This is a genomic window from Marinigracilibium pacificum, assembly GCF_012926615.1.
Classification (GTDB): Bacteria; Bacteroidota; Bacteroidia; order Cytophagales; family Cyclobacteriaceae; genus Mangrovivirga; species Mangrovivirga pacifica.
In genome coordinates this window covers 71942-92875 of the sequence record NZ_JABBNU010000002.1, presented here as the reverse complement: position 1 = coordinate 92875, position 20934 = coordinate 71942, and the positions used below count along the sequence as shown (strand labels likewise).

Sequence of the window (20934 nt, the reverse complement as noted above, 5' to 3'; positions counted from 1 at the left end):
TATGACACAGATAAATAAATTACCTAATTAAGAGTTTTGGCAATATTCACTTCTTTTCAATTTATTATTAATTATTTATATGAAGTTATTAAAAACTCTGTTCAACATTAGTTCAAATTGAAAGCATTTTTATTGCCAAAACTTTGTATTCTAAAACCTTAAAAATTCATTTACCTAACTCAGAAATTATATCAAAACACAAATCATCAAAAAATTGAATTCATATTTCATCAATTTATTATAGATAAGTATCATAAAATTCCTACCGATTATTTGTTAAATTTAATTATGGACAATAAGTTCAAACTTAAAGACCTTCCCTCTCTTTTAAAGTGGACCTATAAAGAGTGGATGGCTGATGACGCATTCGGAAAGGCTGCTGCTGTAGCATATTATGCTGTATTTGCGATGCCTGGATTCCTTATTATGGTTATTTTTATTGCTGGTTTTTTTATTTCGGAAGAATCTGCCACCGGAGCAATTACAGAACAGGTATCTGAAATGATGGGTGAAAAGACTGCAAATAATATTGAAAGTATCCTATCGAAAAGCCAGATTGATGAACAAAAATTCGGTGCCGCAGCTATTAGTGTTATCTCATTGATATTTGGTGCTACAGGAGTGTTTTTTCAACTTCAAAAATCCCTTAATAACATCTGGGAAGTGCAAAAAAAACCGAATAGCGGCATTAAGCAAATGCTATTAGATCGGATTGCTTCAATGGGAATCATTATTGTAGTCGGTTTCCTGCTGTTATTATCGTTATCACTTTCTGCGATGATCAGTGTTTTGGCAAATTGGCTGTCAGAAACATTTTCTACAAATATGATGATCATAACAGTATTAGGAGAGTTTCTTCTGTCACTTTTTATTGTCACACTTCTCTTTGCTGCAATTTTTAAAGTACTCCCCGACGTTATAATTCATTGGAAGTCAGTTTGGATTGGTGCACTTATTACCGCTTTACTATTTTCTTTAGGGAAATGGCTTATCGCATATTATCTATCAGAAACAAACCCGGAATCAAGCTTTGGTGCCTCAGGAGCTTTAATTCTAATTCTTCTCTGGGTATCCTATTCATGCCTTATATTGTTTTTTGGAGCTGAATTCACTCAGGTGTTCACTTACAAATATGGATATGAAATCCGTCCTTCTGAATATGCCGAATATACTCCGGAATATATTCTTAAACATACTGATGAATACCAGACTATCGATTAGATTAAAATATTACCCTGATCAAGTTTCCCTACATAAAAATCACCAGTAACATCGCTTGATTTATTTATAAAAAACACCTCTCCTTATTAGGAATGAAAAAATAACTTTTGAGACTTCTAAATCAAAAACTAGAATAAATTTAAACGAAATTCACAATTTGATCGTTAAATTACCAGCTTTATAACTAATAGGATTTATTTTTTTAATTATCAACAATAACCAAAATAGTGGAGCAAATAATTAACGATTTGGTTTACTCAAAACCACTTTTTATAGTCTTAATTTATTCAATAGTATATTTTATTGCATTATACTTTGTTCTGGCTCCTTTATTTCTAACCCTTTGCAAAAGGCTTGAAAAATTATCTGTGATTGAAAAAATCAGTGATAGAAAGGTAACTAAAAGTCAGATAAGATATGAGATAAAAAATTCGTGTATCTCAATCCTGATTTTTGCCTTTTCAGGAATTCCAATAATTTCTCTCATTAGATCAGGACAAATCGCCACCCAAACTGACACTTTACAAAATATAATCATAGGTATTCTAGTATTAACAACTTGGAATGAAATTCACTTTTTCATAGTTCACAGAATTATGCATATTCCATTTTTCTTAAAATGGGCTCATAAAATTCACCATCGATCTGTTACACCTACAGTATTCTCTGTTTATAGCTTTCATTGGTTTGAGGCTTTGTTATTAAGCACTGTTCAACTAACTATTATCTGGGCTATTCCTCTTTCAGTGATATCAATTTCTATTTTCCCATTAGTGAGCATATTATTAAATCTGGCAGGGCATTGTAATTATCGAATTAAATGGAAAGGTGCACCAAGAATATTCCGTTTTGGAACCACTCATAATAAACATCACAATAATGCCTCCAAAGAATATGGATTTGCATTATACTGGATAGACTATTTCAATCAAAAGATTTTTAGAAAAAGCCATAAACATGAATGAAGTTTATATAACTAGTGCCGGGAAGTTCCTTCCTAACTCACCCATATCAAATGATGAAATGGAAGAGTATCTGGGGAAAATCAATGGGAACTCTAGTAAAATTAAAGAAAAGATACTTAAACAAAATGGCATAAAGACCAGGTATTATGCTATTGATAAGAATCAGCAAAGTACGCATACAAATGCAGAGATATCGGCTTTAGCAATAATTGATGCGATAAAAAAATCTGAGGTGAATGAAAAAGATATCGAACTTATTTCTGCGGGAACCACACAGGGCGATCTTCCAGTCCCAGGATTTGCAAGCATGGTACATGGCGAGCTAAAAATCAAAAATTGTGAGATTTCGAGTTTCCAAAGTGTTTGTGCTAGTGGTATAATGGCGCTAAAAAGTGCTTATTCACAAATCAAGAGTGGAGAGAAACAAAATGCTGTTTGCTCAGGGAGTGAATTTTCCAGCCGCCTTTTTAAATCATCACGCTTTGAAGCTCAGGGAATTAACAGACTTTCTTTTGATCAGGAATTTCTACGATGGATGTTATCTGATGGTTCGGGTGCATTTGTATTGAGAAACAAAAAATCGCAATCTTCTTTATCGTTGAAAATTGAATGGATTGACCTTAAATCTCATGCTAATGACTACCCTCTTTGTATGTACACTGGCACTACAACAAACAAAAAAGAGAAGGAATTAACATGGTTGGATTACCCTGACTATGAATCTGCTTCAAAAGCAGGTGCGTTAAATCTTAGACAAGACGTTAAATTATTACCTAAAGTAGTTGAAACCGGAGTAGCACACTATTTTGAGTTAATAGATAAAGGCATGATCAATCCTGATAACATTGATTGGTTGTGTTGTCATTATTCTTCAGAATACTTCAAAGGGCCAATCAAGGAGCTAATGCAAAAAGGTGGTGCTCCTATTGAAGATAAGAAATGGTTTAGTAACCTTCAATCTAAAGGAAATACAGGAGCAGCTTCGATCTATATTATGCTTGAAGAACTAATGTATTCTGGCAACCTTCAACCAGGTGACAATATTATTTGTATGGTTCCTGAGAGTGGCAGGTTTGTTACTTCTTTTATGAAATTAAAAGTTGTTGGCCCGGATAATGAAAATATAAATAAGTTTGAGGCTCGTGAAATTGAAGCTCCGGAATTAGTAGTAAATAAAAACCCTACTCTTGAAGCGTTGGTTAGAAGCTTAACCCAAACCTGGGTTTCTTTTGAATCAGATCTACTTAATGTTCCAATTGTTGAAAAAATTCATCAGGGCACGCTTACACTTGAAGACTACAAACTCCTATTACATGATTTAAGACAACAAGTCATAGATGGTTCTCAGTGGATATCCAGAGCTGCTTCTAACATATCAATTGACATTTTTGAATTAAGATCTGCCTTCATTAAACACACTGCTACCGAACATAAAGATTATCAAATCCTTGAAAAGAACTGGAAGGCATTGGGTGAAAATTTAGAGGTAATACAAACTGGCATTAAAAACATCGGAAGCAAGGCACTTTCAGCGTATATGTTTAATCAGGCAAGTCAGCCAAACCCAGTTGACTTGTTGGGAGCAATGTTTATTATTGAAGGAATCGGCAAAAGACTTGCTGGTCACTGGGGCAATATGATAAAGCTACAATTAGGACTGGAAGAAGACCAGGTTTCGTTTTTTACTTATCATGGTGTTGCTGACGAAAATCATTTCCACAGACTTGAGGAAGCATTAAATCACCCTTCAATGACGCCGGAAATAGCAGAAAAGATTGCCTCAACTGCTAAAACAACTGCCAGATTATATAAACTTCAACTAGAAGAATTAGGGAATTATTAAAATTAACTTCAATGAAAGAACTTGATATAAAATACCACGACTCTAGAGATCCCAACCCTTGGTTGGCGCTGTATTTAGACAGCAGCATTCCTATTAATAAAAAAACCAAAGAAGCACTACTAAGAGATAATGACTCTCGTTCTGTACAATATCTCTTACCAGTGATTAAGATTTGGTCTAAAATAACCATGTTCTTTATTCATGTTTTTAAGTGGTTTTTCCCTAAACTTTTTAACTCATCAAAAATATTACACAAAATACTCGCTTGGGGGTTAAAAAACTTTGTCAGCAAGGACGCCAACCTACTCATATTTAGACATTTTCATGTAGGAAGTGAAATCCTGGAATTTGTAGCAAGAAACATTGAGGGATCAAGTGTACTAAATACTCCATTAAAACCTTATGATTTCGAAGATGTAAAAGATGATCTTTTTCTAAATCATGACCTTAACCTTTACAACTTCATTATCAAACTTAATTACGAGCTTCAGCAAAAGAATATCGAAATCAAGAAGGCTTCAAATCTAAATCTTGATATGATTACTGATGATCAGTTTAACCATATCGATTTCCCTGATAAATGGACGAATTTTCTTGATTTAAGATCTTCAATTGAGTTATTCACGCCTTTCTATCAACTATTTCTGACTTATAACGACTTTATCAGAGCATCAAATTCATTACAACTTGATGAGACTGTGGCTATTTATACCGCCAAAATTTTGGGTACTCCTGGACATATCGGATTAATAAATAATCGACACCCAATGGTACCTGACACTACCTACAGCGCAGCCTATAGACTGGTATTACATGGCTTAGCTGCAGAAACTTTACATGCAGTACTTGTAAACATTAAAAATGGAGTAGGTGAAGACGGAATCATTTCTCCATTAGCCGAAGCAAAATAACAAAGCTATTGCTACCTATACAGATGATATAGGTAGCAATAGATTAACACATCATCTTCCTGGTAATACAACTTTTTCACCTCTCATTATATTTTTCTTCACAAAATAGGCACTTTCCTAACCACTCGATCAAAGACATGAAAAAACCACAGAATAATATCCTATGGTTCTTAATTAAATTTTAACTAAAATAGTGTTAATCTTTTTTAGGACTAGTCAAAATAGCGTCTTACTATTTTTCAATTAAAAGTAAAGATCATGATTTCACCAGGTTAATACCTGTCGACGTAAGTTCACCATTACAATTATAAACTCGGCTAAAGCCATTTTTTGACATTGTATGCGCTGCAAAAGCACTTCTACCCCCTACTCTACAATGTAAATAATAGGATTTTGATTTGTCAAGGCTATCTATATGGTCATCAATTTTCGAAATATTTAATGCACCCTCGATATGACCTTCCTTAAATTCAGCTTCAGTTCTCACATCGACAATAACAACATCTGAGTCCTCCTTAACTTTCTCCGCCCACTCTGACGGACTAAGATTTTTATACATACAAATACAGTTTAAAAAATTTGAATAATTCAAAAAATACCACATCAATAATATTGATAAAATATAGAAAAGCCAAATAAAAATTATCCTCATCCACTCAAAATCAAAAAACCACAAACAAAACTAAAAATCAATCAAAAACACGAAATATTGAAATAATCACATTTATCAGACCGTCCAATACCTTAAAATCAACGATTTATAAATAACTCCAAAGTCATTTTGCAAAAAAACAATCTTAAAATAACATAATAAATTCACTAAAATAATTTTATTAAGAAACCCCAAATTTTTACCCATCAATACATTACCTTATTGAATAGTAGCCACATTATTAGTAATTTATATTAATAAAAACCAGCTATTTCTGATGTCCTATAAACTATTCTTTATATCTCTATTTATCCTACTAGTAATAACCTCATGTAAAAGAAAAAATCATGAAGGCGAAAGCATATTTGATACGCTAGAGGTTTCTTTAACATCCTCATATTTTTCGGATGACGGGATGTACATCTTTGATTTATATAAGGTCAACAACTCAACGCCTGAAAAAATTCTTATCCATGAAAAGAATTTTGATTCTAAGTACACTTTATCCAGGATATCTTCGGCTGAAGGAATTAAATATCATGACGAAAAAGGACATATTTTCTGGTTAAAAGGTAATCATTACATCTTTTACGATAATGATAAAAAAATCTCTGAAGGAAGGTTAATCAATACTACTGTACAAAAATTATCAGCTCAAACTGATCAGTCGATATTTGGGTCATACGTTAGCGATGGATATGCTAAAAAAGATCAAGGCTTTGATTGGATTTCTGTAACATTAACTCCATTAAATAATAAGCAAGTAAAAGTTTCAATCAGGTCAAGAGCTGACCAAAAGAAACCCTCCTGTACATTCGACGGCAGTGCAATTTTAACAGAAAAAAATACTTTAAAACTTTATGATGATGGCATGAATGTTTCAATTACTATCAAAGAGGATTCATTAATTATCAAACCTGAAAATCAAACTTCCGAAAACAGACTATATTTTTATTGTAGCGGTGGTGCAACATTGGCAGGAAACTACCTGAAAATAAATGAGTCTCCTGATCCGGATCAAATTGACATCACCCAGTTTAGTAAATACCTGAATTATCAAAAGTATGGTTTTTTAGTATCAGTTAAAGAGGATACGCTTACTGTGATGCCAAATGGATTGGAAAATGACAACCAAGTATATAAAACATGTATTCTCGGAACTATTACAAATGCAGAAACAGGTGACTTGAATGTTGATGGTTTTCCGGAACTAATAATATATGAGGTTTCAGATGGCAGTGGCAGCTATGGCTCAATTCATGGCTATTCGATAAACAATGGTAAATCACTAAGTATGACTGGCAAGTTACCAGATTTAAGAAATGTAGATTCATTATCTCGGGGATACATGGGCCACGATGAATTTGCAATCGTTGAAAACACCCTTGTTAGAAGATTCCCAGTGTATAATACTGGTGATACAAACGCTAATCCTACAGGTAAAACAAGGCAAATTCAATACAAACTTATAGAGGGTGAGGCATTAAGAAAGTTTGTAATTGACAAAGTGGTAGAATATTAAAAAAGAGCAGTTAATTAACTGCCCTTTTTTAATATTTGATTTATATACTATCAATAAAACTCTTTAATTCTTCCTTGGTTTTACCCGTCTTTTCCTGAATCTTACCAAGTAATTGATTTTCCTTGCCTTCCTCATAAATCAATTCGTCGTCAGTTAATTCTCCATATTCTTCTTTCAACTTTCCTTTGATTTGATTCCAGTTCCCTCTGATTTTATCTTCTATTGCACTCATAACTTTTTATTAATTTTATAGTTAAGTTTTCATTATTTATAGTGGAAATACCATGCCACAATAGCATTTAATTATATTTAACTCCAATATTATCAGGATATAACCCTTTGAACTTGATAAAGAGGTTATTTCAAATTATTTTAATAAGAATTAATAATTTGAAAAGATTAAGCTAAATCAAATCCTATTATTCTGTGGATAATTTTTCACATAAACTGTGAGGAAAAACAACATTTTGTTTTACACCTAACTTTTAAGATATGCTGCTAGAAACTGAAAAAGCCATAACAACTATTACCGATAAACTAAGTTCCTGGTTGGATACTTTCCTCGAGCTGATTCCCAATATGATATTATCGGTAATTTTATTAATCCTGTTTATTTTTCTGGCAAAAATCGGCTCACGTTTGTTTGAAAAAATATTTAATAAAACCTCAGACAATCAGGTTTTAAACAACCTATTTTCTACGATTCTTTATTATGCAATTCTTGGCTTCGGATTGTTTATAATTTTAGGCGTTTTAGGACTTGAAAAAGCACTAACTTCAGCATTAGCAGGAGTTGGTATTGTAGGTTTGGCCCTTGGCTTTGCATTTCAGGATATTGCGGCAAACTTTGTTTCGGGTGTAATTCTGGCATTCAGAACTCCATTTCATGTTGGAGAAATAGTAGACATAAAAGGGGTTATGGGAAGTGTCCAAAGAACAAATTTACGAGTTACTGTAGTAAAAACTTTTCAGGGTCAGGAAGTTTATATCCCTAACAAAGACGTCTTGCAGTCTAATATCTTTAATTATAGCATCCTTGGTAAGAGAAGAATTGACCTAACAGTGGGCGTTTCATATGGTGATGACTTACAAAAAGTTGAAGAACTTGTTATTAATACAGTTTCTAATCTTGACGGTGTTATAGATAAAGAAAACCTGATATTTGATTACCATGAATTTGGTGACTCATCTATAAATTTCAATATACGATTCTGGGTAAAATATCCTGATCAACCAGGGTATTTGGGAATGAAACACAAAGCTATAAAAGCTATTAAAAGAGCCTTCGATGATAATGACATTACAATTCCATTTCCTATCAGAACTCTGGATTTTGGAATTAAAGGTGGAGAAAAGTTATCAGAGATGCCTGTATCTATTATTAGCAAAACAGCAACTGGTAATTCTTCAGAAGGCCAAAGCTGATCATTCAAATTGATCTTCTTTATTTTTCTTATTAAACAAGTTAAGTAACCAACTTTCGTTTACAACATCAATAGTGTGTTCAAGCTCGATAACGCGCTGTTTAGCATTGATTATTGTCGTATCCAGATTGTAAGCCATGGTTGAATCATTTACCAATAGCGATAATGTTCCTTTTCCATTATTCATTTTTTCAGTAAACTCAGTCAGTTGTTGTAGAGTTAGATTTAACTTAGCAGAAGCATTATTCAGTGAGTCCATTAGTTGCTCAACGTCTTCGGCCATTGATTTATCATAAACCAATTTACCGAGCATTCCTTTTCCTTCAGTAATTTGAGTTGATATATCATTGGCATCAGCACTAACATTATGAAGATTTGCAACCGTTAATTCTAATTCAGAAATAACCGATTCAATTCGACCCTCGGAGATTGTATCAGTCAGCAATCGACCTGCGAGGCCCCTACCTTTTATTAGATTTTGGCTTATTTTAGCAAGGTCTCCGGTAAATTTCTCAAGGTTTTTACTATTCTGCATTACACTGGCCATGATGTCTTCAACATTTACCGGTTCTTTTGAACTTAACTCATCTCCATCTTCAATTCTCGAAGCACCTGTTGAACCAGGAGTTATAGAAACCATTTTATTCCCCATCAGCCCTTCAGACCCAATTTGAGCTACAGCATCTTTGGTAATAAATTGCGCTTGCTCATTGTTTAAGCTCATAACCAGACATACAGTCGAGTCGTCAATTATTTTAACTTTTTCAACAGCGCCTACATTTATTCCAACAAACTGAACTGCGCTACCTTTTTGGATACCAGCTACATTTTTAAAACATGCCTGTATTTCAATATTGGAACTAAATAAATTTTTACGCGCACCGACAAAATACATTCCAAGTATCAATAAGGTAACAGCCAAAAACACAAATAAACCTAGTTTGATCTTATCTTTCATATAGTTCTGTTGTCTTTATGTATCATGGTAAAATATGAACGAATATGCTTGTCATCGGAATTACTAAGCTCTTCAAATGCCCCCTCAGCCTGAATTTTACCTTCACCAAGTATCATCACTCTATCTGATGTTAATTCCGCACATGAAACATCATGAGTTATAATAATTGATGATATGTTGTATTTTTCTCTCATTTTAATAATCAACTCACTGATCTCTGAAGATGTAATCATATCAAGTCCAGTGGTTGGCTCGTCATATAGCATTATTTTTGGCCTCATGATCAAAGTTCTTGCTAAGGCTATACGTTTTTTCATTCCTCCTGACAATTCAGATGGGTATTTATCTTTTGTTTCCAACAGCCCAACATTTTCAAGAGTTTCATCAACCAAATCATTAATTTCTCCTTCAGAAGGACGATCAGGATGCCTCCGTAATGGGAATTTCATATTCCTTTCAACAGTCATTGAATCATATAATGCCCCTCCTTGAAATAAATACCCTACAGATCGCCTTATATTATCTATTTGATCGTCATCCATTCCCAAAATGTTCTCTCCCAACACTTCTAATTTCCCTGAATCCGGAGTTACCAATCCAACAATACTTTTTATCAACACAGATTTCCCCGTGCCTGATCGCCCCATGATAACCAAGTTTTCCATTTCCTTTAATACAAAACTGATATCTTCAATCACCAACTTAGATCCAAAGGCTTTCTTTATATTTTCGGCTACTATTACCTTCTTGTCTCCCATCTCTAATTAAAAAGAATATTTACTATCTGAACCATTATCAGGTCAATCAGAAAAATTAAAAATGAAGATATCACTACGGAAGTATTAGCAGCTTTTCCAACACCCTTGGTTCCTTTTTCCGCATAATACCCCTGATAACATGACACCATTCCAATGCTGAAACCAAAAATGAATGACTTAAATATCGACGGTATAATATCTTTAAACTCAATTGAACCCAACACCTGATTAAAATATAAACTCATCGTAATATCCTTTTCTCTTGTTAGAGCAAAATACGACCCCAGAAACGAAATAAAATCTGTATATATCACTAATAAAGGAACGGCTAAACTTGTGGCAACCACTCTGGTTACTACCAGATAGTTTATTGGTTTAGTTCCCGAAACCTGCATTGCATCAATCTGTTCTGTCACTTTCATTGACCCTAATTCAGCCCCGATTCCTGACCCTACTTTACCCGCAAATATCAATGCAGTGATCAGTGGCCCGATTTCCCTGACAATAGATATTGATATCATTGTAGGTATCCAGGCAGTTGCTCCTAATGAGGACATTGTCGGGTAAGACTGCATGGTAAAGACAGTACCTACTATAAAGGCTGTCACTCCAATTAAGGGAAATGATTTATATCCCAGTGTAAATGTCTGATTAAGCATTTCCTGCCATTCGAATGGAGGCGTAAATAAATGCTTAAAGAATCTCCCTGAGAAATGAACAATCTGCCCGACTGTATCGAAGAACTCAGCTAACCTGACGTAAATAATTTTTCTAACAGAAAAAGGTAACCGCATAAAAGCGTGTTTGTATTATTAAATGATGAAAATGAAAAACATGGCAACACTTATCATTAAAGTGTTACAACTAATAATTTACAGATGAAAAATCAACTTTCCTTTAATGCAGACATTTTTTTACGGTAATACAATTTTGCCAATCCTCCTGCTGCTGAGAGGCCTAAAGTCCAGAATAAAGCCTGGCTAGTAGCCACCCCAGAATAGACCGGATTATTTGGTAACGGTCTACCATATATTTTCTTATAACCATATTTAATTCCTTCTTTCAAACCATAGCTTACTACCAAGGCACCTAAGCTATATAAGATCTCATTCTTACTTATTTTCATATTTAAATCTTTATAATTAATTAGTAGCCATACTTCTATACCTGGCCTTCACAAACATAAAAACACCATAAGCAAACAGCCCCGCTGAAACCATCAGTAATAAAAATGATCCAAATTCATTTTGTATAAATTGAAAAGCTTCTTTCGTACTACCAGCATTTGATGAATTTGCGGTTATAGCTGCTCTTAGCGTCATGTAACCGATAATTGCTACCACAACACCCCTTGAAATATATCCCACCTTTCCAGAATTCATTAAAATAGTTCTCGCGTTTTTATCAAGCCCGGATTCCTTCACTTTACTTTTAAATTTATCAGAAAATGCACGATACCATTGATAGATTGCCTTTCCAAAAAATATCAGAGCCATACCTATGACCAGGTACTGTCCAATTGAACTTCCTAGCATTTTAGCTACAATAGTCTGATTGCCTCCTGAAGAACCACCAGAACCAAATAATATTTCTACAGCAGTAAATGCAACACCTCCATAAAACAACCCGCTAAAAAAGTATCCTGACCTTCTTGCTATCCCCTTGGCATCAGAACCTTTACCTTCCGGATCAATAAACGCCTGATACATCCTCCAAAAAATAAACCCTGTGAGTCCAAGAATTGTTAAACCCAGCAAGATTTTACCAAAAGGTCCTCCAGCAATAGACTCTAATGCTCCTGATGACCCTGTAGTTTTACCTCCAAGTCCCAAAGCTGCCATAATTGTTAGTATACCAATTAGACAATACACAAACCCTTTGGTAGCAATTCCTATTCTCGCATATTTTTCTTTTTTAGAATCCATCTCCCTCTATAAATGTATTTAATATTTTATGACGACATAGGATATGCAAAAACCGAACTTTCGTTGTTTTTAATGAATTTAAAAGGATTTTAAAATAACAAGGAGAATGTATGTGGATTTTATTCTACACAATGTGTGGATTGGTGAACGCCCTGGAATATTGTAAGAATAGTAAGTCTGGACTACAATCTTTTCCTTTTTTAATCGAAAATATCTTTATTCGCAAAAATTAAAATTATACTTTTAATCAAATTTTAGACAAATTCACAATTGATTTATCAATATTTTTAAATGAATACAAATAGATTATTTTTTTACTTTATTGTCTTATTGTCGATTATATCTTGCGATTCAACAAAATCCGAAAAAACAAATACTGAAAAAGTTGCTCAAAGTAATCAAAACGAATACAGGTTAGTAACCGTTGAAAAAGAGAAATCAACTATAGAAAAAAGTACTGATTTTGAACTGGATTCAATCACCTTCCACAAAAGAGTACAGTATCTTAATAGTCTTTATGGTCGAGCACCTTATTATGTATTAACAGAGAAATCTGTATTATTTTATATTACAGACCAACCTTCTAAATATTCTTCTAATACCCCTCCAAAATATGGGTTAGCAACTGATTCTCTTGATCTGGTTTTAAATCTCAAATATGAAACAATAGGGAATCCAAATCAACTTTTAAAAAATTGCATGGAAATAAATACTGGTAATTTATATGGGATATTTAATTATTCTACTTTCGAAGTTTTAGACCCTGATTTTGATTTCTTTATTCCTGATGAAAATAGTGCAAAGGAACATGCATATGGATTTAAAAATGGGCGATGGTATAAAATTGAATTTGATAATTTGAATTCTTATTACGAAGTAGAATATGACCCATCCAGGTACTTAAGCAATTTTCAAATAAATAATAATTCGATTTTAGATAATCTTATTTACAGTACTTATAACTATGGTACTTTTAAAGAGAAACAAATCGGAAAAGGCGATTTCGTACTACCTTCATTTCTGGTTAGAATGAATATCTATGGCCAAAAGGTAATGGAAGATGTCACCAACCCTGGCCAACACAATGGAGATTACGGGATAGAACATTTTAATATTGAAACAACTGAAGAAAACCCTCTTTCGATAGGAGAAAAGATCAAAGCATTTGTGGTAAAATTTCAAGAATCAGGAATTGATGCTAGAGGATATTCAATAAACCAATCTAAATTATTAATTCAAAATACCGATAATAATATTTTCAACTCAATTATTCTATCAAATGAGGATGGTTTAAATGCTCAATGTAATGATTATGACTTTAAACTAGTGACGGATACTCTTCTCCAAGTTAAATCAAACACTAGAGCAGGGAGCACCATTTTTAATGATACTAATTATAGATTTTATAGTATCGATGAAACTGGAGAAATAACACTTTTAGAATCCAGTCGAAAATATGATTTTACCAAATTTGTAGAAATTAACGATTCATATTTCACCGGCTGCTTCTATTCAGTTTCTCAGTTTAGTAAACCAGATGAATATGGAGGTTCTACATACATCAAGACTAAGCACCTTTCAATCAATGACCTTGACCTAATGAGAAATGAAATATTTGCAGAATATGGTTATAAATTCAAAACCTCTTTCTGGAAAGAATATTTCAAAGAGCAGAGCTGGTATGTTCCTCTTCATGATAACGTTGATAGTTTGCTAACTGATCTGGATAGAAAAAATATCGAGTTAATACTTTTAAAAAGAAATGAAATGAATGGTAAAGAAGATGAATTCACAAAGCCTGAGCAAGTTTTCTATCATGCGGCTGGTTAAGGGATTCCTCTATATTCCGGGCATCCTGATAACGCTTCTAATTTTACTCAAATGTATTGATTACATTAATCCTGATTTCACAAGTGGTTTTTTAAGTGATAAAGCTGAGGTGTTTCACTATTACAAGTATGCTTTTTATACCCATATTATTTTTGCTACAACTGCAATTATTTTAGGATATATTCAGGTGCTTTGTCCTGTAACCAAAATACATCGATGGTTAGGTACCTCATATGTTAGCATTGTAATTTTTCTGGCAGCTCCTTCTGGGTTATTCATGGCATTCTTTGCAATTGGCGGATCGATATCAACAATTAATTTCATTTCTCTTTCCATTTTATGGGCTTTTTCTACCTTAAAAACTTATAATTCGATCAAAAATACCAATAAACAAAATCATAAATTCTGGGCAATCTGCAGTTTCATATTAGCTAATTCAGCAATATTCTTAAGGGTATTATCTTTCATAAACAATCAACTTCAAATTATCCCGGGAAAGTCCGGATATGTAGTTATTTCAATTTTAAGCTGGTCAGTTCCTTTATGTTTTTATTTAATAATCTATCGATTAAGAGTGAAATTAATTACAAATTGATTATTTAAAATCACTCGTAGCTTAATAAAAATCCAATATTACACATTTCAAATATTAATTTTACCGCAGGTCATTTTTTGATATAACTATTCAATCAATTCCCTTAAATTACCAATAGAATTTAACCTCAACCAGACACCTCATGATAGCATCCTTACATACACAAATTAGGAATTTCAGATTTGCCATCCCCTTTATTCTTCTATTCACTTTAGTGTTAGTTGCTTTAAATATCGACCTGGTATCACGCGATATTATATTATCAAATGCTATTATTATTGACCTGATTATAATTATCCCGTTTATTTGGTTTTTGGTAATTCGAAAATCTAAAGTTCCAAAAATCACCATAGTTCCTTTACTAATTATCGGCACGACAGTCGGTGTTAATATTATTCCGGAACAAAATCAATACTACTTATCTCTATTTAGATCTTACGGAATACCCCTTATCGAACTTGGAGTAATCACTTTTATAATTATCAAAACCAGAAGAGTGATTATAGACCTTAATCAAAATCAAAAAAATCAATCGGATTTCTATGAAGCTTTGCTCATAACATGCAAAGAATCATTACCGGGTCCTATAGCCTCCTTATTAGCTACCGAGATTGGAATTATTTATTTTGGGTTCTTCAAATGGAAATCAAAACAATTACAAAAGAACAACTTCACCTATCATAAGACCAGTGGTTCTATTGCCACTCTCGCAATAATAATTCTTTTAGTAATTGCTGAAACATTTATTTTTCATATTCTCCTTGAAAAATGGAATATTTATGCTGCCTGGATATTATCTGGTTTAAGTATCTATAGCGGACTCCAAATTTTTGGCTGGTTAAAATCTATCTATTACCGACCTCATATTATTCTTGAAAACAAAATCATCCTAAGATTTGGCATTATTTCAGAAGCTATAATTCCAATTGAAAATATTGAGAAAATTGAACTCTCTTCAAAAGACCTGCCTGAAGATAAATCATGTCAAAAACTATCTCCTTTAGGAGCTCTTGATTATCATAATGTTATTATAACCTTAAAAGAAGCTAGTACATTCAAAAGCTTTTATGGACTAAGAAAAGAATTCAAATCTTTAGCTATTTATGTTGATAAAAAGGAAGAGTTCAAAGGAATGATCAACAATCAAACAGCTTAACACAGGACCTATTAATAACCTTAAATACAGACAGATACAGCTGAATTTTAATTAAATTACAATTAACCAACCAGCTAGTATCATGAAGACCATACCCTACCTCTGCATAATACTTGTTTTATTATTTTCTTGCGAAGACGATAATGACAACAATGAAATCAAAGATCGACCTGCAAAAGTATATAACACCCTGGATGAAGAAATTGATGAAGCTGCCAGTGGAACTAAAATAAAACTTAAGTCTCAATATTTTGCCGAACTTAATGCCAATGAAGACCTGGTAAAAGATGGCCTTATTTTAATTAATGATAAGGAAATACATATAGAAGAAGCAGATCAGGATTATGTACTTTTTGAGTTAACTGTCTTTGATTTAATTGATCCGGAGGAATTATCTATATTATTTCGTTTCAGAAATGAAATATGGAGATTATGTGACCCTTGTTTGTGGTACTTACCTACAGTTAGGGGAGTCGTTTATGCCGGAGAAGGAGATGAGTTTGATTTACCGGGTAAACTTACCATTGATACAGATGGAAATCTCTATGTTATTGACCAGCAAACAGAACATGACTTAATTAAGAAAGTAGACCTATCAGGTAGTGTATCCATATTTGCTGGTGGGAGTGGAGAATTTGGCCGTCTCGTTGGCATTGATATTAATGAATCAGAAAACTTGCTTTATATAGCTGATGCAACAGCTCAACAAGTTAAAAGTATAGACATAACATCTCCAACTACAATAAACATTATTGCCGGAGATGGAACAGCAGGAATCATAGATGGCCCAGCAGCATCAGCATCATTTAATTTTGGAACTGAGCCACTTACGCAACTTACTTCCTCAGGAATTAATGGTCAGGGATTAACCCTGGATGATGAAGGAAATATATATGTAGGAAATAAAATCCCCGAAACATTCGATGAATTCAATGTTCGGAAAATATCTGTTTCAGGCGAAGTGACAACTGTGCCTGGTAGCCATGTAATTCCAACTATCGACTCAGATGAAATCCGAATTCCTGCTGGCCTTACCTATCATGATGGAAGCATTTACTATACCGGAGGACTTTCAAGTTTATTTCAAGGTATAGTTGAACTAAATTCAGGCTCAAGTATTGATTTGGCAGGAGATGTAACTTTTGAGGATATGTTAGATGGAACCGGGTCTGCTGCTGCTTTTTCATACCCGGCAGACATGGATTATCACGATGGTTATTTATATGTTGTAGATGGTTCAAACGGCGCATTAAGAAGAGTAACTCTTTCAGGAGAGACAATAACCCTGGCCGGGGTAGGTCATTTTGACACCCCAACATGGTGTGGCTGCGAACGAACTCCTCCTGCTACTGGTTTTTATTATCTCCGTATTGGATCGCCCGCCAGCATTAAAATGGATCAGGTTAGTGGTGTTGTTGCTAAAACCAATCAGGAAATCTATGTGTCAGATTTTGGCTATAAGTTAATCTGGAAAATTACCATTCGATAGTATTAATTAACACAAGGATTATTTAGTTTCATGAAATAATTTAACCTTACCATGAAACTAAAAATAGCAACCAGTCAGTTTTCAATTAGTGATGATATTTCTAAAAATAAAGAAATAATAATCTCTCAAATGAAAGAGGCTTCAAAAGAGGCTTGTGATGTCATCCACTTCCCGGAAAATGCCCTGTCAGGTTACCCGGGAATTGATTTTGAATCTTTTAAAAACTTTGATTGGGAGCTACTTAGAGAGTCAACACTAGAAATCATGAATATGGCTGAAGAACTCAATATTTGGGTTATTTTAGGCTCTGCTCATGAACTTTCAAAAACAGACAAGCCTCATAATTCTCTATATATCATCAACAACAAGGGCCAAATTCAGGACAGGTATGATAAAATGTTTTGTGCTGGAACTGATAAATTGGACGAAGAACTGGCCCACTTTACTCCCGGCGATCATTTTACAACTTTTAAGATAAATGGAATTCAGTGTGGTGTCCTTATTTGCCATGAATATCGATACCCTGAGTTATACCGTGAACTTAAAATGAAGGGAGTGGAAGTGATGTTCCATTCATATTATGCAGGAAATTTATCAACTGAAAAATTAGATGAGATACAAAAACCTATAGATAAAGAATATCTCAAATATAACCCGGGATCAACATTTCCGGAGATCACTATGCCTGCTACGATGATTTCATACGCTGCAAATACTTATGTATATATTAGCGCAAGTAATACCTCTGCCCCTCAGTCATGCTGGCCATCTTTTTTAGTTCGACCAGATGGAGTTATAACTGGAAAATTAGAAAAGAATATAGACAGCATTCTGATTTCTGAAATTGATACTTCTGAAAGTTTCTATGATTCAACTAAGTATTGGAGGGAAAGAGCCATTAATGGTCAATATCATAGTGGAGAACAAATTAATGATGCAAGGTCTGCAGACAGAACCTCTTTATAGCAACAGTCCCCATTAAGCAAACTTATGATTCCTGGATTAATCTCAATATTAATGCCGGCAAAAAATGCTGAGCCCTTCCTAAAGGAATGTTTAAACAGTGTCATTAGTCAATCGGAGACTCAATGGGAACTTATAATTATTAATGACCATTCTACTGACAATACAATTGAAATTATAAAACAGTATTCAGTAAAAGATCAAAGAATTCAATATTATCAAAACAATGAAACGGGAATAATCTCAGCATTAAAACAGGCATATTCATATTCCCAAGGTAAATACATTCATCGAATGGATGCAGATGACATTATGGCACAGGATAAATTACTCTTACTTAAACAAATGCTGGTTGAAGAGGGTAAAGGCACTGTTGTAACTTCTCCGGTTGTTTACTTTTCGAAGAAAGAAGTGTCTCCCGGTTATAAAAAATATGCCGCCTGGCTAAATAATTTGTGTCAAAAAAATAATCATTGGGATCATATTTATGAAGAATGCGTAATAGCTTCTCCGAACTGGCTCATACACCGTGAAGATCTTGATAAAATTGGAGCATTTAATTCCACAATATATCCTGAAGATTATGATCTGGTTTTCAGAATGTACGCATCCGGCATAAAAGTGAAAAGTGTAGATAAAACCCTGCACTTATGGAGAGAGCATCAAAACCGAACCAGCAGAAGAAGTGAAAATTATTCCCAGAAAGCCTTTTTTAAGATCAAACTTCAATACTGGCTTTCTATAGAATTTCAAGGCGAACACATCACCATTATTGGAGCTGGTAAGAAAGGTAAAATATTGTCAGATCTTCTTACAAAAAAGAAGTTATCATATACCTGGTTAAAAGATAAGCCTAAAAAAAACTCCCCTTCTTTCAAGCCGGAATTAGAAAGAAAAAAATCAAAATTCATCATCACAATTGAAGAAAAGGCTCAAAAAGAAAAGCTTAAACAATTATTTATGAACATGGAATTAATTGAAATGAAGAACTTTTATTTCTTCAGATAGGCAATAAACCCAGTTTTATCATTATAATAAATTGATTTTTAGAACATTATCCTTATCTTAATGTTATAAGCACTAAAGCTAACTTTTAATACCTTGAGATATTTTTCAATTTTTGTAGTACTTCTATGTGTAATAGCGTGCAAAAAGGATGACGAAGAAATCGGCTGTATTGAAAAGCAATTTATCGTCATTGAAAATGCAGGCGCCCCAGCTACAGCACGTATTGGCGATCAGGTAAATATTATTTTCAATATGACTTTATCGCAAGCATGTCAATCTTTTACCGAGCTAAAATCTATAGAAGATGGAAACACAACCTATATAGATGCAAAAGGAGAATATGATGCTTGTATTGGTTGCGCTCAGATTTTAATTCCTGTTGAAGCAACATATCAATTCTCACCTAAAAGTAAAGGCGTATATAATTTTATTGTAAATACCGAAACGCCTGACAAGCAATTCAGCTTTTCTATAACTATTAATTAAAAAATTAAACTTTGAGAGTTCCTCTGCCTAAGATATTTTTGAGGAAATTTTAGTTATGGATACCAACAAGAATAACTTAAAGGAAGTAATATTTTTATTTTTTAAACTTGGATGCATTGCCTTTGGGGGTCCGGCAGCTCATGTTGCCATGATGGAAGAAGAAGTTGTTAATAAAAGAAAGTGGATGTCAAGACAACATTTTCTTGATTTAATGGGAGCAACAAACCTTATCCCAGGCCCTAACTCGACAGAAATGACTATGCACTGCGGACATGAAAGAGCCGGAATCCCCGGTTTATTTGCAGCAGGTATAAGTTTTATATTTCCGGCAGTAGTTATAACCGGTGTTTTAGCCTGGGCATACACAGAGTATGGCCAATTACCCGAAGTACAACCCTTTATTTACGGTATTAAACCTGCCGTTTTAGCAATTATAGCAGGCGCTATTTTTAAACTTGGTAAAAAAGCACTCAAAAATACGGAGCTTGGAATCTTGGGTGCTCTTGTTTTAATAGCAAGTGTTCTCGGAGTAAATGAGATTCTTGCACTACTTGGAGCAGGTTTAATTGGAGCTATCTATTTTTATGTCCGTCAGGGTAATACTACTAATTCTTTATTACCCTTAACCTTTATATTAGGAAGTGATCCTCTGGCAGATGATAAACTTATTAATACATCAAAAATATTCTGGTCTTTCCTTAAGGTAGGTTCGATACTTTATGGTAGTGGTTATGTGCTTTTTGCATATCTGGATGCCGAACTTGTAATGAATGGTCTCCTTTCAAGGCAAGAACTTATAGATGCTGTAGCAGTTGGTCAGTTTACTCCCGGTCCGGTATTATCTACAGCCACTTTTATTGGGTATCAAATGGGAGGAGTTAAAGGCGCAATGGCTGCCACAGCCGGAATTTTCTTACCTTCATTTTTATTTGTATGGATACTAAATCCATTAATTCCAAAAATGCGTAAATCTCTTTTTTTGAGAGGGTTTCTTGACTCTGTAAACATCGCTGCAGTTGCGGTAATGTGTTCAGTATTAATTTCTATGGCACAAGACACTTTAACTAATTGGCAAAGTATAGTTTTAGCTATATTAGGATTAGTATTTACCTTTGGTCCAAAAAAATTAAGTGCAATGTGGATCGTTTTAGGATCATCAATTTTAGGATATCTTCTAATGTTAATATAGATTCAATAATACTGGAAAGATTTTTGTAGTATTATAAAT

At 33.6% G+C, this 20934-nt stretch carries 21 protein-coding genes; 14 read left to right on the top strand and 7 right to left on the bottom strand.

The features are described from left to right. The first annotated feature begins 288 nt into the window (after window positions 1-288). The 4 genes from HH304_RS02925 (at window position 289) to HH304_RS02910 (ending at window position 4940) form a co-directional block, all read left to right on the top strand. On the top strand, window positions 289-1221 hold the full coding sequence (locus tag HH304_RS02925; protein WP_169677965.1) for a YihY/virulence factor BrkB family protein: 933 nt from the start codon (window positions 289-291) through the stop codon (window positions 1219-1221). A gap of 227 nt (window positions 1222-1448) precedes the next feature. Continuing rightward, window positions 1449-2186, top strand: coding sequence for a sterol desaturase family protein (locus tag HH304_RS02920; RefSeq protein ID WP_333908731.1), 738 nt, complete (start codon window positions 1449-1451; stop codon window positions 2184-2186). Beyond that, window positions 2179-4029, top strand: coding sequence for a 3-oxoacyl-[acyl-carrier-protein] synthase III C-terminal domain-containing protein (locus HH304_RS02915; RefSeq protein ID WP_169677964.1), 1851 nt, complete (start codon window positions 2179-2181; stop codon window positions 4027-4029). The genes HH304_RS02920 and HH304_RS02915 overlap by 8 nt, the downstream gene beginning before the upstream one ends. 11 nt (window positions 4030-4040) lie before the next feature. Beyond that, window positions 4041-4940: a DUF6999 family protein gene (locus HH304_RS02910; RefSeq protein WP_169677963.1), complete on the top strand. Its 900-nt coding sequence runs from the start codon at window positions 4041-4043 to the stop codon at window positions 4938-4940. Window positions 4941-5196: 256 nt separating this feature from the next. Here the strand turns inward: HH304_RS02910 and HH304_RS02905 are convergent, their stop codons facing one another. Next, window positions 5197-5499: a rhodanese-like domain-containing protein gene (locus tag HH304_RS02905; RefSeq protein ID WP_169677962.1), complete on the bottom strand. Its 303-nt coding sequence runs from the start codon at window positions 5497-5499 to the stop codon at window positions 5197-5199. Between the two features lie 370 nt (window positions 5500-5869). On the opposite strand from HH304_RS02905, the gene HH304_RS02900 reads away from it, so the two are divergent. Further along, a complete protein-coding gene (locus HH304_RS02900) occupies window positions 5870-7114 on the top strand; it encodes a hypothetical protein (protein ID WP_169677961.1) in 1245 nt (414 codons plus the stop codon). Window positions 7115-7154: 40 nt separating this feature from the next. Here HH304_RS02900 and HH304_RS02895 read toward each other — a convergent pair whose 3' ends face one another. Further along, entirely contained in the window at window positions 7155-7346 is a 192-nt protein-coding gene (locus HH304_RS02895) for a CsbD family protein (RefSeq protein ID WP_169677960.1), read from the bottom strand. A 260-nt stretch (window positions 7347-7606) separates the two neighbouring features. Between HH304_RS02895 and HH304_RS02890 the strand changes: the two genes are divergently transcribed. Next, complete coding sequence (locus tag HH304_RS02890; protein ID WP_169677959.1) at window positions 7607-8539, top strand: mechanosensitive ion channel family protein; 933 nt, start codon at window positions 7607-7609, stop codon at window positions 8537-8539. On the opposite strand, the gene HH304_RS02885 is transcribed toward HH304_RS02890, so the two are convergent. The 5 genes from HH304_RS02885 to HH304_RS02865 form a co-directional block, all read right to left on the bottom strand. Next, entirely contained in the window at window positions 8540-9496 is a 957-nt protein-coding gene (locus HH304_RS02885) for an MlaD family protein (protein WP_169677958.1), read from the bottom strand. It abuts the gene before it with no gap. After that, window positions 9493-10254, bottom strand: coding sequence for an ABC transporter ATP-binding protein (locus HH304_RS02880; protein WP_169677957.1), 762 nt, complete (start codon window positions 10252-10254; stop codon window positions 9493-9495). Before HH304_RS02880 ends, HH304_RS02885 begins: the two co-directional genes overlap by 4 nt. Before the next feature lie 2 nt (window positions 10255-10256). Continuing rightward, entirely contained in the window at window positions 10257-11048 is a 792-nt protein-coding gene (locus HH304_RS02875) for an MlaE family ABC transporter permease (protein ID WP_169677956.1), read from the bottom strand. A gap of 92 nt (window positions 11049-11140) precedes the next feature. Next, the gene (locus tag HH304_RS02870) at window positions 11141-11380 is read right to left on the bottom strand and encodes a hypothetical protein (RefSeq protein WP_169677955.1); all 240 of its coding nucleotides are present in this window, start codon (window positions 11378-11380) and stop codon (window positions 11141-11143) included. A gap of 16 nt (window positions 11381-11396) precedes the next feature. Next, window positions 11397-12179 carry a DUF1206 domain-containing protein gene (locus HH304_RS02865; protein ID WP_169677954.1) on the bottom strand — a complete coding sequence of 261 codons (783 nt, stop codon included), beginning with the start codon at window positions 12177-12179 and terminating at the stop codon, window positions 11397-11399. Between the two features lie 291 nt (window positions 12180-12470). On the opposite strand from HH304_RS02865, the gene HH304_RS02860 reads away from it, so the two are divergent. The 8 genes from HH304_RS02860 to chrA all read left to right on the top strand — a co-directional run bounded on the left by HH304_RS02860 (window position 12471) and on the right by chrA (window position 20895). After that, a complete protein-coding gene (locus tag HH304_RS02860) occupies window positions 12471-14009 on the top strand; it encodes a YARHG domain-containing protein (protein ID WP_169677953.1) in 1539 nt (512 codons plus the stop codon). Beyond that, a complete protein-coding gene (locus tag HH304_RS02855) occupies window positions 13996-14604 on the top strand; it encodes a DUF2306 domain-containing protein (RefSeq protein WP_169677952.1) in 609 nt (202 codons plus the stop codon). Before HH304_RS02860 ends, HH304_RS02855 begins: the two co-directional genes overlap by 14 nt. 142 nt (window positions 14605-14746) lie before the next feature. Continuing rightward, entirely contained in the window at window positions 14747-15760 is a 1014-nt protein-coding gene (locus HH304_RS02850; RefSeq protein WP_169677951.1) for a hypothetical protein, read from the top strand. 82 nt (window positions 15761-15842) lie between these two features. Then, a complete protein-coding gene (locus HH304_RS02845) occupies window positions 15843-17249 on the top strand; it encodes an NHL repeat-containing protein (RefSeq protein ID WP_169677950.1) in 1407 nt (468 codons plus the stop codon). 51 nt (window positions 17250-17300) lie between these two features. Beyond that, window positions 17301-18215, top strand: a complete 915-nt coding sequence (locus tag HH304_RS02840; RefSeq protein WP_169677949.1) for a carbon-nitrogen hydrolase family protein — start codon at window positions 17301-17303, stop codon at window positions 18213-18215. A gap of 24 nt (window positions 18216-18239) precedes the next feature. After that, window positions 18240-19220: a glycosyltransferase family 2 protein gene (locus HH304_RS02835; protein WP_169677948.1), complete on the top strand. Its 981-nt coding sequence runs from the start codon at window positions 18240-18242 to the stop codon at window positions 19218-19220. Window positions 19221-19313: 93 nt separating this feature from the next. Then, window positions 19314-19706 carry a hypothetical protein gene (locus HH304_RS02830; protein ID WP_169677947.1) on the top strand — a complete coding sequence of 131 codons (393 nt, stop codon included), beginning with the start codon at window positions 19314-19316 and terminating at the stop codon, window positions 19704-19706. Between the two features lie 55 nt (window positions 19707-19761). Next, entirely contained in the window at window positions 19762-20895 is a 1134-nt protein-coding gene (gene chrA, locus HH304_RS02825; protein WP_169677946.1) for a chromate efflux transporter, read from the top strand. Window positions 20896-20934: the final 39 nt, after the last annotated feature.

Bases quoted from the DNA above. Each gene is read 5' to 3' on its own strand.
- chrA (WP_169677946.1), top strand. From the start codon at position 19,762: ATGGATACCAACAAGAATAACTTAAAGGAAGTAATATTTTTATTTTTT.
- HH304_RS02885 (WP_169677958.1), bottom strand. From the start codon at position 9,496: ATGAAAGATAAGATCAAACTAGGTTTATTTGTGTTTTTGGCTGTTACC.
- HH304_RS02890 (WP_169677959.1), top strand. From the start codon at position 7,607: ATGCTGCTAGAAACTGAAAAAGCCATAACAACTATTACCGATAAACTA.
- HH304_RS02845 (WP_169677950.1), top strand. From the start codon at position 15,843: ATGAAGACCATACCCTACCTCTGCATAATACTTGTTTTATTATTTTCT.
- HH304_RS02900 (WP_169677961.1), top strand. From the start codon at position 5,870: ATGTCCTATAAACTATTCTTTATATCTCTATTTATCCTACTAGTAATA.
- HH304_RS02915 (WP_169677964.1), top strand. From the start codon at position 2,179: ATGAATGAAGTTTATATAACTAGTGCCGGGAAGTTCCTTCCTAACTCA.
- HH304_RS02850 (WP_169677951.1), top strand. From the start codon at position 14,747: ATGATAGCATCCTTACATACACAAATTAGGAATTTCAGATTTGCCATC.
- HH304_RS02910 (WP_169677963.1), top strand. From the start codon at position 4,041: ATGAAAGAACTTGATATAAAATACCACGACTCTAGAGATCCCAACCCT.
- HH304_RS02875 (WP_169677956.1), bottom strand. From the start codon at position 11,048: ATGCGGTTACCTTTTTCTGTTAGAAAAATTATTTACGTCAGGTTAGCT.
- HH304_RS02925 (WP_169677965.1), top strand. From the start codon at position 289: ATGGACAATAAGTTCAAACTTAAAGACCTTCCCTCTCTTTTAAAGTGG.
- HH304_RS02895 (WP_169677960.1), bottom strand. From the start codon at position 7,346: ATGAGTGCAATAGAAGATAAAATCAGAGGGAACTGGAATCAAATCAAA.
- HH304_RS02835 (WP_169677948.1), top strand. From the start codon at position 18,240: ATGATTCCTGGATTAATCTCAATATTAATGCCGGCAAAAAATGCTGAG.
- HH304_RS02860 (WP_169677953.1), top strand. From the start codon at position 12,471: ATGAATACAAATAGATTATTTTTTTACTTTATTGTCTTATTGTCGATT.
- HH304_RS02865 (WP_169677954.1), bottom strand. From the start codon at position 12,179: ATGGATTCTAAAAAAGAAAAATATGCGAGAATAGGAATTGCTACCAAA.
- HH304_RS02870 (WP_169677955.1), bottom strand. From the start codon at position 11,380: ATGAAAATAAGTAAGAATGAGATCTTATATAGCTTAGGTGCCTTGGTA.
- HH304_RS02840 (WP_169677949.1), top strand. From the start codon at position 17,301: ATGAAACTAAAAATAGCAACCAGTCAGTTTTCAATTAGTGATGATATT.
- HH304_RS02880 (WP_169677957.1), bottom strand. From the start codon at position 10,254: ATGGGAGACAAGAAGGTAATAGTAGCCGAAAATATAAAGAAAGCCTTT.
- HH304_RS02855 (WP_169677952.1), top strand. From the start codon at position 13,996: ATGCGGCTGGTTAAGGGATTCCTCTATATTCCGGGCATCCTGATAACG.
- HH304_RS02905 (WP_169677962.1), bottom strand. From the start codon at position 5,499: ATGTATAAAAATCTTAGTCCGTCAGAGTGGGCGGAGAAAGTTAAGGAG.